The sequence below is a fragment of the Noviherbaspirillum denitrificans genome, assembly GCF_002211445.1.
Lineage (GTDB): Bacteria > Pseudomonadota > Gammaproteobacteria > Burkholderiales > Burkholderiaceae_D > Noviherbaspirillum > Noviherbaspirillum denitrificans.
Window position 1 is genome coordinate 885,306 of the sequence record NZ_LSTO01000001.1, and the last position, 12,461, is coordinate 897,766.

Below are 12,461 nucleotides of genomic sequence, written 5' to 3' on the forward strand. Positions count from 1 at the left end.
CGCACCGGCAAGCTGTTCGCTTACATGGGCTACGACGTGACGCCGGACATCCTGACCTCGGCCAAGGCGCTCGGCAACGGCTATCCGGTCGGCGCGATGCTGACGACCGAAGCGATCGCCGGCGCGTTCTCCGTCGGCTCGCACGGCACCACCTACGGCGGCAATCCGCTGGCTGCAGCGGTGGCGCTGGAAGTCCTGCAGACCATCAACACACCGGAATTCCTCGGCCGAGTGATCGAGGCATCGCACAACCTCGTCGGCAAGCTGGAAACCGTCGTGCGAGACTATCCGCAGGTATTCGAGAAGGTGCGCGGCCGCGGCCTGATGCTGGGCATGGTGCTGGCCGACGCCTGGCGCGGCAAGGCCAAGGACATCACCAAGGCTGCCGAAGCCGAGGGCCTGATGCTGCTCATCGCCGGACCCGACGTCGTGCGCCTGCTGCCGGCGCTGGTGGTGTCGGATGCGCAGATCGACGAGGGCGTCGCGCTTCTGCGGCGCGCGCTGGATACCGTGCTGTCGGCGGCGAAATAATCAACGACAGGATTGGAGAACCCTATGTACGTCGTCCGGCCTGTGGAAGCAGCGGATATCCCGGCGCTCGAAGCCATGGCAAACGTGGTCACGCCGGGCGTGCACACCCTGCCGCGCACGCGCGCGACGATCGAGCTCGCAGTCGAGCGATCGGTGGCGTCGTTCAAGTCGCAGCCCGACGTGCCGACCGAGGAGTCCTACTTCTTTGTCCTGCAGTCAGTCAAGGAAGGAACTATCGCGGGCACGGCGGCGATTGCCGCCACGGCCGGGGCGAGCGGTACCTTCTTTGCGTTTCGCAACGATGTGCTGAGCCAGGTCTCGCGCGATCTCAACATCAGCCACAACGTGCATGCGCTGACGTTGTGCTCCGACCTTACCGCGTGCTCGCAACTGTCGAGCTTCTACTTGCGCAACCGTGTCGAGGCGGGTGATGAGGCGGCTTTGCTGTCGCGCACGCGCCTGCTGTTCGCGGCGGTCGCGCCGCATCGCTTCGGCGAGAAATTCTTTGCATCCATGTCGGGCATTACAGATGCGAACGGCCGCTCGCCCTTCTGGGAAGCTTTGGGCCGCAAGTTCTTCCAGATGGATTTCCTCGAGGCGGAACGCATGATCGAAGGTGCGCGCAACCGCACATTGATCGTCGAACTGATGCCGCACTATCCGGTCTATGTGCCGCTTCTGCCCGGCGATGCGCAGGCTGCAATGGGGCAGGTGCACACGGAAGGCGAGCTGCCGTTCCACATCCTGACCGACGAAGGTTTCCAGCCCGACGAGTACATCGACATCTTTGACGGCGGTCCCATCCTGCAGGCGCACAAGAATGCCTTGCGCTCCTTTTCGCAGTCGGCAATCCGCACTGTGGCGGCAAGAACGAATGATGATTCGCCATCCGGGGAATTCCTGGTTGCCACGGTGCGCGAAGAGCGATTCCGCGCTGTCATGTGCGCTGTCTCCGGACAATCCGACCTTGCCGCGCTGGATGAGCAAGCAATGCGCGCGCTCGATGTCGCGCCGGGTGATTCCGTACTGTGTGTGAAATTGTGAGGCCGCCGATGCTAGTCGTACGCGCAATCAGGGAAGAAGATCTGGACGGACTGGTCGCATTGGCCGAACAGGTCGGCTCCGGCATGACGACGCTCAAGCCGGATCGCAAGTCGCTGGCGCAGCGGGTGGAAATCGCCTGCGCGTCGTTCGCCGAGCAGATCGCGCCGCCGCAGCGCGACTATGTGTTCGTGATGGAGGATACCGAAGCCGGCAAGGTCGCCGGTGTCTGCGCCATCAAGAGCGCAGTCGGGCTGGATGAGCCGTTTTACAACTACCGCATCGGCACGCTGGTCCACTCCAGCAAGGAGCTCAAGGTCTTTTCGCGCATGGACACGCTCTACCTGTCCAATGACCTGACCGGCTGCGCCGAACTGTGCTCGCTGTTCCTGCATCCGGACTACCGTCACGGCACCAACGGCAAGCTGCTGTCGAAGAGTCGCTTCATGTTCATCGCGCAGTTCCCGCACCTGTTCTCCGAGAAGCTGATTGCGGAAATGCGCGGCTACCAGCGTGCCGATGGCCGTTCGCCGTTCTGGGACAGCCTGGGTCGCCATTTCTTCAAGATGGAATTCGACCGTGCTGATGACCTCACGTCGCTTGGCAAGAAGTCCTTCATTGCGGAACTGATGCCGCGTCATCCGCTCTACGTCGCCTACCTGCCGCAGGAAGCGCAAGAAGTGATCGGGCGTGTCCATGTCGATACCGCGCCGGCACGTCGCCTGCTGGAACAGGAGGGCATGTACTACGAAGGCTACGTCGACATCTTCGACGCCGGCCCCGTCATGCAAGCACGCGTGGCCGAACTTCGCGCGCTGCGCGAGAGCGACCTGGCGATCGTCGATACCGGGCTGACGCTGGAGCGCGAGGAGCCGCCCAGCCTGGTGGCGAGCACGCGCATGCAGGACTTCCGTGTCGTCGTCGCACCGACCCATGCCCATCGCAGCCGCATTGCACTGTCGATGGAACAACAGCAACTGCTGGCCTGCCGCCCCGGCGATGCCGTGCGCGCCATGCCGCTCAACCCGAAGAAACTGCATCATGCATAGTCATTACCTGAATGGCCAGTGGATCGCGGGCGATGGCCCGCAACTGGCTGCTTATGATCCGTCCACCGGACTGCAGACCTGGAACGGCCATGCTGCCACCATTGCGGAAGTGGACGCTGCGTGCAAGGTTGCACGTGCAGCGTTCGAGGCGTGGGCCATGCAGCCGCTCGACGTGCGCGCCGGCATCTGCCAGCGTTTCCGCGACCTGCTCAAGGAGCACAGCGAAGAGCTGGCCACGCTGATCTCCATCGAAGTCGGCAAGCCGCTATGGGAAGCGCGCACCGAAGTCACGACCATGGCGAACAAGGTCGATATTTCGCTGCAGTCCTATCATGCGCGCACCGGTGTATCGCAGAGCAAGGTGGCGGATGGCGACGCGGTGCTGCGGCATCGTCCGCATGGCGTGTTCGCTGTATTCGGCCCGTACAACTTCCCCGGCCACCTGCCGAACGGCCATATCGTGCCGGCGCTGATTGCGGGTAACACGATTGTGTTCAAGCCCAGCGAATATGCGCCGCAAACGGCGATCAGGACGGTTGAGCTATGGATCAAGGCAGGACTGCCGGAAGGCGTGCTCAATCTCGTGAATGGTGCGCGTGATACCGGTGCTGCGCTTGCCGCGAATACGGACATTGACGGCATCCTGTTCACCGGCAGCTACCAGACGGGCGCGATTTTGCACCGTCAATTTGCCGGCCAGCCTGGCAAGATGCTGGCGCTGGAAATGGGCGGAAACAATGCGCTGGTTGCATGGGATGTGGAAGATGTCGACGCTGCGGTCCACCACACGATTTTCTCGGCCTTCGTCAGCGCCGGACAGCGCTGCACCTGCGCGCGCAAGCTGATCGTCGAGGATTCGGCCAAGGGTGGGGCAATTGTCGACCGTCTGGTGGAAGTCGCATCGAAGATTGCTGTCGGCCGCTATGACAAAACACCGGCGCCTTTCATGGGACCGGTCGTCTCTACGCAGGTCGCGCATAAGCTGGTGCAAGCGCACGACGACCTCGTGGCGCGCGGCGGAAAGAGCCTGCTGCCGATGCGGCTGCTTCAGGAAGGCACCGGCTTCGTATCACCTGGCATTGTCGATGTCTCCGGCGTCGAAGGGATTCCCGACGAGGAATGGTTCGGTCCCCTGCTGCAGGTGATCCGCGTTGCCAGCTTTGACGAGGCAGTGCGCGAGGCAAACGCCACCCAGTACGGACTGGCGGCAGGACTTCTCAGTGATGACCCAACGCTGTGGCAATCCTTCCTGGTCCGCGCCCGCGCCGGCATCGTCAACTGGAATCGCCCGACTACCGGCGCCGCGAGCACCGCGCCGTTCGGCGGCATCGGCAAGTCGGGCAACCACCGCCCGAGCGCCTACTATGCGGCGGACTACTGCGCCTACCCGGTCGCATCGATCGAAAACAGCACGCTGGACATGCCGAAGCAGCTGTCGCCGGGCCTGGCATTCTGAAGGGATCATTCATGAGCACCGCTCGCGAATTCAATTTCGACGGCCTTGTCGGCCCGTCGCACAACTATGCCGGTCTGTCCTTCGGCAATGTCGCTTCGCATAACAACATCAACAGCGTTTCCAACCCGAAGGAAGCAGCGCTGCAGGGACTGGCGAAGATGCGCGCGCTGGCGTCGCGCGGCTTCGCGCAGGCCTTGCTGCCGCCGCAGGATCGGCCCAATTTCCGGCTCCTGCGTAGTGTCGGCTTCAGCGGCAGCGATGCCGATGTGATTGCGCGTGCGTACAAGGAAGCCCCAATCATCCTGGCCAGCGCCTATTCCGCCTCGCCGATGTGGACGGCGAATGCCGCGACCGTCAGTCCGTCCGCGGATACGGCGGACGGGCGCACGCACTTCACCGTCGCCAACTTGAACAACAAGCTGCATCGCTCCTACGAACACACACAGACGGCACGCGCGCTGCGCGCACTGTTTGGCGACGACAAGCATTTCGCGGTGCACGACGCGCTGCCACCGACGCCCGCTTTCGGTGATGAGGGGGCGGCCAACCATACCCGGTTGTGCGCATCGCACGGTTCGCCCGGCATCGAAATGTTCGTCTACGGACGTGTGGAATTCGAACCCGAAGCACCCGCGCCGAAGCGCTTCCCCGCGCGCCAGACGCTGGAGGCCTGCCAGGCTGTCGCTCGCCTGCACGGACTGGATGGGCAACGCGCAGTGTTCATCCAGCAGGATCCCGACACAATCGACCAGGGCGTCTTCCACAATGACGTGATCGCGGTCGGCAATGGCAACGTCCTGTTCTACCACGAGCATGCCTTCGTCAACGAGGCGGCGACCATCGCGACACTGCAGCAAGCGATGGATGGCGTGCGTGCGGAACTGCGCCCGGTACGCGTGGCGGCGAAGGATGTGACGGTTGCGGATGCGGTCGGCAGCTACCTGTTCAACAGCCAGCTGCTGTCCAGGCAAGACGGAAAAATGTCGCTGGTCGTGCCGCAGGAATGCCAGGAAAACCAGGCTGTCGCGCGCTACCTGCAGGGGCTGGTTGCCAGCGGCGGCCCGATCGATGAACTGATCAGCTTCGACCTGCGCCAGAGCATGCGCAACGGCGGCGGCCCCGCCTGCCTGCGCCTGCGTGTAGCGCTCACCGATGCCGAGGCGGCGGCGATGCACCAAGGGGTGGTCATGACCGATGCGCTGTACACACGGCTGGTGGACTGGGTCGGCAGGCATTACCGCGACCACCTCGCGCCGTCGGACCTTGCGGATCCCGCGCTGGCAGTCGAAGTGCAGACTGCTTTGGACGAATTGACAACGATCCTGGGTCTTCCCGGCTTGTACGACTTCCAGAAATAGCCGATTTGCATTGTCGCTCCATTGGGGGCCGTGAATCGGGCGCAAACCCGCGTGGATGCTGGGATGCGCCCGATTTTTCATTGTCTGCCGGCCGTGCGCAGGCATAAAAATAGGTCGTTTGACCGAATTTTCTTTTATTTCCCTGCATCACTTCCGATCTTTCTTCGCGCATCGGCGGGTTAAGATCGCGCGCCTTTCGATATCTGATCGTCACCGCTTTCGATGTCGCATTTTTTCAAGATTCCGTCGCCATGCTGGTTTGTCCATGTTCTCGTAACTGGTCCAATAGCCGTTCGACGAATACCCGTCTTGAAAATAAAAGCAAATAAACCTTTCCAACCCGGAGGAACACATCCATGAAGAGTCTCAAGCACTTGCTGGTCGTCGTTGCCGGCCTGGTCGTCGGCATGACGGCGCAGGCCCGCACATTTGAAGAAATCAAGGCGAGCGGCAAGATCATCGTCGCCACCGAAGGCGCCTACCCCCCGTTCAACTTCTTCCAGGGCTCCAAGCTGACCGGTTTCGAAGTCGAACTGGCTGAAGCCATGGTCAAGAAAATGGGCCTGGCCCTCGAGTGGAAGGCGCTGTCCTTCGACGCGCTGCTGGCCGGCCTGCGCCAGGACCGCTGGGACATGGTGATCGCTTCCTTCGGCATCACCGAAGAGCGCGCCAAGGCTGTGACCTTCACCAACCCGCACTACTGCAGCGGCGGCGTGATCGTATCGCGTGACGGCTCGATCCGCACACCGGACATGCTGGCCGGGAAGACGGTCGCGGTGCAAACCGGCTCCACCTACATGGAAAACGTCAAGAAGCTGCCCAACATCAAGGAAGTGAAGAACTTCCCGCAGGACACCGACGCCCGTGCCGCGCTGATGAACGGCCGTGTCGACGCCTGGGTCAGCGACCGCTTCGTGGTCAAGAACGCGATCGAAAGCAACCCGAACGCACCGCTCAAGCAAGGCGGCTACCTGTTCGTCGAGAAGGTTGCAACCGCCGTCAAGAAGGGCAACAGCTCGCTGGCTGCGGCCGTCGACAAGGCGCTGGCCGAAGTGATGGCCGACGGCACCTACAAGACGCTGTCCGAGAAGTACATGAAGGAAGACATCCGCTGCCAGCAGTAAGCGGACATCGATATCGAGCAAGGAGACAGCGGTGAGATCAGCAATCAGTTTGTTACCGGCGGAGTGGTCGCGCGAGAAGCGCAGCGCAGTGTCCATCGCCATTTCCGTGGTGGGCCTGGTCGCCTTCCTGTGGTTGATGTCCATTCCGTTGAGCTGGATGCCGGAGCCGATCGGCTCCAATGCAGACCAGTTCGCGGAAGGGGCCAAGACCACCATTGCATTGACAGTGGTGTCTGGCCTGATCGGCATCTTCCTCGGCGTCGTGGCCGCGCTGGCCAAACTGTCGAAGTTCCTTCCGTTTCGCCTGGCTGCCGATTTCTACATCTGGGCCATCCGCGGCACGCCGCTGCTGGTGCAGGTGCTGTTTGTGTTCCTGGCGTTGCCCGCGCTGGTGCCCGGCTTGCAGCTGTCGGACTTCAATTCGGCGGTGGTCGCGCTGGCGTTCAACGTCGGCGCCTACAACGCCGAAGCGATCCGCGCCGGCATCCTGGCTGTGCACAAGGGACAGACGGAAGCCGCTCGCTCGCTGGGCCTCACGCCCTTCATGACCTTCCGCGATGTGGTTTTTCCGCAGGCGTTCCGCATTTCGCTGCCGCCGCTGGTGAACAACATCGTGTCGCTGCTCAAGGATTCGAGCCTGGCCTATGTGATCGGCGTGGTTGAGTTGTCCAATATCGGCAACCGCATCCAGTCGGCTACTTTCCAGCCGATCCCGGTATTCATGACGACCGCAACCATTTACCTGCTCCTGACCACCGTGCTGACCCAGATCTCCGGTGCGATTGAACGGCAACTGGATGTGGAACGCCACCATTGAGCGGAGACGAGGGGATGAACATGGCAGAAGTACCGGCAGGCGCGCAAGGCGTGTCGAAGCCCGAAACGAAGGAACCGCTGATCATCGCGGAAAACATCAACAAGCACTTTGGTCAGTTCCACGTGATCAAGGATGTGTCGACGAAGTTCTACCAGGGTGAGGTGACCGTCATCATCGGTGCATCCGGCTCGGGCAAGTCGACTTTCCTGCGCATGCTGAACAGGCTGGAGACGCACGATTCCGGCCGCATCGTGATCGACGGCATCGTCCTCGACGATGACCTGAAGCACATCGATGCCGTACGGGCCGAAGTCGGGATGGTGTTCCAGAGCTTCAACCTCTTTCCGCACCTGACGGTGATGGACAACATCACGCTCGCGCCACGGCGCCTGCGCGGTGTTACCCGCGCCCAGGCGGAAGAGACGGCAAAGGGGCTCCTCGCGAAAGTCGGCATGTCGGCGCACTCGCACAAGTATCCGCACCAGCTCTCCGGCGGCCAGCAGCAGCGGGTGGCGATTGCGCGTTCGCTCGCGATGCAGCCGAAGGTGATGCTGTTCGACGAGCCGACCTCGGCGCTCGATCCGGAAATGATCAAGGAAGTGCTCGACGTGATGAAGGACCTCGCGCGCGGCGGCATGACCATGATCGTGGTGACGCACGAGATGGGCTTCGCACGTGAGGTCGCGGACCGCGTGATCTTCTTCGAGAAGGGACAGATCCTCGAGGAAGCGCCCCCTGCCGAATTTTTCGGCAACGCCCGCAACGAGCGCATCCGCTCGTTCCTGGGGCAGATTGCCTATACAGCAAGATAAACAATATCCAATTGGGAGAAACAAGAATGCAATTCAAACTGACGACCCTGACCGCTTCCATCGCCCTGATGTTCGCCGCCGCCATGCCGGCGCAGGCGCAGACCGCGAAGGAGTTCGAAGAACTGCGCGCCGAGATGCGCAAGCTGCGCGCCGAACTGGACGCGCTCAAGGGCCAGAAGCAGGAAACCGCGAACGCCGCACTGGCCGACCGCGTGGAGCAGGTGGAACTGCGCGCCAAGGACGCCGTCGTCCTCGGCGACATCCCGAACTCCTTCCGTCTGCCGAATTCCGATACTTCGGTACGCGTGTACGGCTTTGCCGAATTGAATATGGTGCATGAGTTCAAGGGCGACAACAGCGACCAGGACTACTCCACCTTCTTGCCGTATGCGCCGTTGAAGGGCACCGCAGCCGGCAACCGCAAGGGCCGCACTTACCTGACCGGCCGCACCTCGCGCTTCGGCATCGAAGCGGCGACGCCGTCGCCCTACGGCCCGATCGCGATGAAGATCGAAGGCGACTTCAACAACGATCCGCGCACCGGCAATTCCGCTGTCTACGGCTCGGCCGGCAACATCTTCACCCAGCAGGCAACCAACAGCTACAACTTCCGTTTGCGCCATGCCTATGGTCAGTTCGGCGGCCTGCTTGCCGGCCAGACCTGGTCGACTTTCATGGACCTCGACACCCTGCCGGAAACCGTGGATTTCAACGGCCCGATCGCTGCCACCTTCATCCGCCAGCCGCAGATCCGCTACACCTATCCGGCGGCCGGCATGGGCAACTTCACGGTCGCGCTGGAAAACTCGGTCAGCTACGTGCTCGACAATACCGCGACCGTGACGACGGCCGGCTTCTCGCGCGTGCCTGACCTGATCGGCCGCTGGGACAAGGCCTTCGACTGGGGCACCGTCAGCCTGCGCGCGCTCAGCCATGAGCACCGCATCGACGACGGCGCCGGCGTGAACCTGTCGCGCCGCGGCTGGGGCGTCGCTGCAAGCGGCATGGTCAAGACGGTCGACAACGACTTCCTGACCTGGACCGTCACCGGTGGTAATGGTATCGGCCGCTACCTCAACTACATTGAAGGCGCGTTCTACGATGCCGGCAACAACCGCATCCTGATGGAAAAGGCAGCGGGCGTCGTGCTCGGCTACCAGCTCAAGCCGTCGGAAACGCTGCGCTACAACTTCGCGCTCGGCTACCAGAAGAACTTCAAGAACGAGTACACCGACTTTGCAGTGGCCAACGGCCTCGACAGCGGCCGCTTCGGCATCAACCGCAAGCTGTGGCAGGCTCACATCGGCGCCATCTGGAACCCGGTCAAGGGCGTGGACATTGGCACCGAATACATCTTCGGCCGCCGCACCACGCTGGCTGGCGAAGATGGCGACATGAGCCGCATCAATCTGTCGGCGAAGTACAACTTCAACTGATCCAGCAGCACTTTGCAAGTCCGCGAAAGCCCCGGAAACGGGGCTTTTGCTTTTTGGGCTTCATCATCACGTGGTCTATGATGGAGATAAGCAATTCCAAGGCTGAATAGCTGCGTTGCAGCACGGCGAACAAGCTTCAGAAAACGGCAAAAAAATAAGAATTTCAGACGGCCAGTTCGTCCTTAAGATGTCATGCACGGGCCCCACAAGGGCAGTACATGTGCCGTGCCGATGTAATTCGGTGTCGCGGCGCTGCAAGACAGCGCATGCGGGGCGGCGCACACTACAACCACCATCCCTGGAGAAGCGTATGACCCAACAAGCACAAGACCTCCGCACCCGCACCTTGGAACGTGTCCTTGCCGGCGTGCAAAACCCGGTCCCCGCTACTGAATCCCTGATCCGCGCCTGGCTGACTTCGCTCGAAGAAGAAGATCTCGCGGGCATTACCTTTGATTGCCTCGCATCTTCGCTGTGGGAAGGCTTCTCCCGCCTGGCGAAGTGGACGCCGCAGGAAGGCTGCCGCATTGAAACACTTTCCTATGCGGACGACCGCGGCGGCAAGGCGACCGCCTTGCTGATCCTCAACCCTGACATGCCTTTCCTGGTGGACTCGATGGTGATGGCGATGCGTCGCATGCGCATGCCTTCGCGCGCGGTGCTCAATGCGGTGTTGTCCGTCGAGCGTGACGCCGACGGTACCATCGTTCGTGCCGGCAAGGTCGGCAGTGGAGGCGGCGCGGAATCCTATGTGCTGTGCCTGATGGCAGACGAAATTGGCGGGCAGGATCTCGATGCTTTGCTGGCGGGCATCCGCATGGCCGCAGGCGACGCCGCGACGGTGCGGCAGGACGCGCCGGCGCTGAAGGGTAAGATGTCCGAAGTCGGCGCCGCTGCCGCCGCGCGCGACGCGACGGGGCAGGAAGTGGCTGCCTTCCTCGATTGGGCGAGGAACGAGGGCTTCGAGGTTTTCGGCTATGCGCGGTATCACATCGTGTCCGGACAACGCGAACTGGTGCGCGAGCCGGGCAGTGCGATCGGCGTGCTCAAGGACAAGAGCCATCCGGTCTATGGCAACTGTCTTGCCGGCATTCCCGGTGACTTCGATACGCTTGCCGCGCGCAAGGAAACCCTGTCGGTGGTGAAGGCCGACGTACAGTCCACGTTGCACCGGGACCAGCAGCTCGATTTCATCGGTGTGCGCGACAGTAACAGCCAGGGCACCGTCCTCGGCGAGCATTGCTTCGTCGGCCTGTTCTCGCGTGCTGCCACTGCCAGTACACTGCCGCAGCAACCCTTTGCGCGCGTGCGCATCAAGCAGGTGCTGACACTGGCCGGTGTGCGCTCCGAAGGTTTTCGCGCGGAGAAATTCCTCGAGATCCTGGAATCCCTGCCGCGCACCGAAGTGATGGAAGCCGATCCCGCATGGCTGGCCACGGTCTGCGGCGCAGTCGTCGCGCTCTACAAGCAGCCGCGCGCAAAGGTGTTCGCGCGGCGCGACGTGTACGGCCGCCATCTCAACGTGCTGGTCTACATGCCGCGCGAGCGTTACGGCGCGCATTCACAGGAATTGCTGGCGCAGACGCTGCGCAGCATTTCCGGCGCGCGCGACGTCCGCGTGCAAGCCTTGCTGGCCGACGGCCCGCTGGCGCGCGTCTACATGATCGCCAACGGCGCGAACATGGCGCTCGACCTCGAGTCCGATGTGCAGCAGCCGCTCCTGGGTGTGCTCGAAGGCTGGCACAACGCCTTCGACAGCCTGGTCGACACGAGCGCGGATGCCGGCATGCGCCAAGCCCTGCGCAAGCTGCGCGCAGGCCTGCCGACGGATTACATCAACCATGTGTCGCCGCAGGTCGGATTCCGCGACCTCTGCACGCTGCTGGGCAACCCGCAGCCGTCGCGCGTCAAGGTGCGCATCGAAATCGGCGCGGACGACGCGGTGAGCATCCGCCTGCATTCAGTCAATTCGGTGCCTCCGCTGTCTTCCATCCTGCCGGCGCTGCAGAATGCCGGCATCTCCATCCTGCGCGAGCGCACGCATGCGATTCCCGCGCTCGATGGATCGAAGTTCTTCGTTTCCAGCCTGTCGGTCGATGCGGAAAGCGCCGTGAGGCTGGCCAAGCCCCAGGTCGCGCAGGCAGCACAGGAACTGTTCGAGTCGCTGTTCAATGACGAGGCCGAAGACGGCCGCATGAATGCGCTTGTGGTGGAAGCCGGCCTGCGCATGCGCGAGGTGCAGCTCATCCGCGCCTACGCCAGCTACTGGCGGCAGGCCGGCGGCCGTTTCAGCATGCGCTACATGGCAGAGCGGCTCAAGACCCAGCCGGCGCATGTGCGCACGCTGGTCGAGGGCTTCATGGCGCGCTTCGATCCTTCGCTGTCGGCGGAGCAGCGCGCCTTCGGCACGACTACGCTGTCGACCTTCAAGCAGCGCCTGACCGACGTCAACCACGCCGACACGGAAAACATCCTGCGCGCGCTGGCTGACCTGATGCTGGCAACGTTGCGCACCTCCTACTTCCAGGGCGGACAGCAGGGCGATACCATCATCTTCAAGTTCGACAGCAGCCAGCTGGCCTTGCTGCCGCAGCCGCGTCCGTACCGCGAGATCTTCGTTTTTGCGCGGCGCTTCGAAGGCGTGCACCTGCGCGGCGGACCAGTCGCACGCGGCGGCCTGCGTTGGTCGGATCGCATGGAAGACTACCGCACGGAAGTGCTCGGCCTGGTCAAGGCGCAGATGGTCAAGAACGCCGTCATCGTGCCGGCCGGCGCCAAGGGCGGCTTCGTCTGCAAGATGATGCCCAAGGACGCCACGCGTGAAATGACGGCGGTGG

10 protein-coding genes are annotated in these 12,461 nt (G+C 62.7%); all 10 read left to right on the plus strand.

Translation table 11 applies throughout. From position 1 onward, the window contains the following. The coding region (locus AYR66_RS29315; RefSeq protein WP_206047059.1) for an aminotransferase class III-fold pyridoxal phosphate-dependent enzyme at window positions 1-531 on the plus strand (531 nt) is incomplete at its 5' end. Window positions 532-555: 24 nt separating this feature from the next. Beyond that, window positions 556-1,575 (plus strand): arginine N-succinyltransferase, encoded by a 1,020-nt coding sequence (locus AYR66_RS04475; RefSeq protein WP_088706523.1) that lies wholly within the window; start codon window positions 556-558, stop codon window positions 1,573-1,575. Between the two features lie 8 nt (window positions 1,576-1,583). Continuing rightward, window positions 1,584-2,621, plus strand: a complete 1,038-nt coding sequence (gene astA / locus AYR66_RS04480) for an arginine N-succinyltransferase (protein ID WP_088706524.1) — start codon at window positions 1,584-1,586, stop codon at window positions 2,619-2,621. Next, on the plus strand, window positions 2,614-4,077 hold the full coding sequence (gene astD / locus AYR66_RS04485; RefSeq protein WP_088706525.1) for a succinylglutamate-semialdehyde dehydrogenase: 1,464 nt from the start codon (window positions 2,614-2,616) through the stop codon (window positions 4,075-4,077). The genes astA and astD overlap by 8 nt, the downstream gene beginning before the upstream one ends. An 11-nt stretch (window positions 4,078-4,088) precedes the next feature. Continuing rightward, window positions 4,089-5,435, plus strand: a complete 1,347-nt coding sequence (gene astB / locus AYR66_RS04490; RefSeq protein ID WP_088706526.1) for an N-succinylarginine dihydrolase — start codon at window positions 4,089-4,091, stop codon at window positions 5,433-5,435. Between the two features lie 356 nt (window positions 5,436-5,791). After that, window positions 5,792-6,559 carry an ABC transporter substrate-binding protein gene (locus tag AYR66_RS04495; protein WP_088706527.1) on the plus strand — a complete coding sequence of 256 codons (768 nt, stop codon included), beginning with the start codon at window positions 5,792-5,794 and terminating at the stop codon, window positions 6,557-6,559. A 31-nt stretch (window positions 6,560-6,590) separates the two neighbouring features. Beyond that, the gene (locus AYR66_RS04500; protein ID WP_234814759.1) at window positions 6,591-7,376 is read left to right on the plus strand and encodes an amino acid ABC transporter permease; all 786 of its coding nucleotides are present in this window, start codon (window positions 6,591-6,593) and stop codon (window positions 7,374-7,376) included. A 20-nt stretch (window positions 7,377-7,396) separates the two neighbouring features. After that, window positions 7,397-8,188 (plus strand): amino acid ABC transporter ATP-binding protein, encoded by a 792-nt coding sequence (locus AYR66_RS04505; RefSeq protein WP_088709597.1) that lies wholly within the window; start codon window positions 7,397-7,399, stop codon window positions 8,186-8,188. A gap of 26 nt (window positions 8,189-8,214) precedes the next feature. Next, a complete protein-coding gene (locus tag AYR66_RS04510; RefSeq protein WP_141104020.1) occupies window positions 8,215-9,624 on the plus strand; it encodes a DcaP family trimeric outer membrane transporter in 1,410 nt (469 codons plus the stop codon). Window positions 9,625-9,934: 310 nt separating this feature from the next. After that, window positions 9,935-12,461, plus strand: a 2,527-nt coding sequence (locus AYR66_RS04515; RefSeq protein ID WP_141104161.1) for an NAD-glutamate dehydrogenase domain-containing protein, incomplete at its 3' end; no start/stop codon positions are given.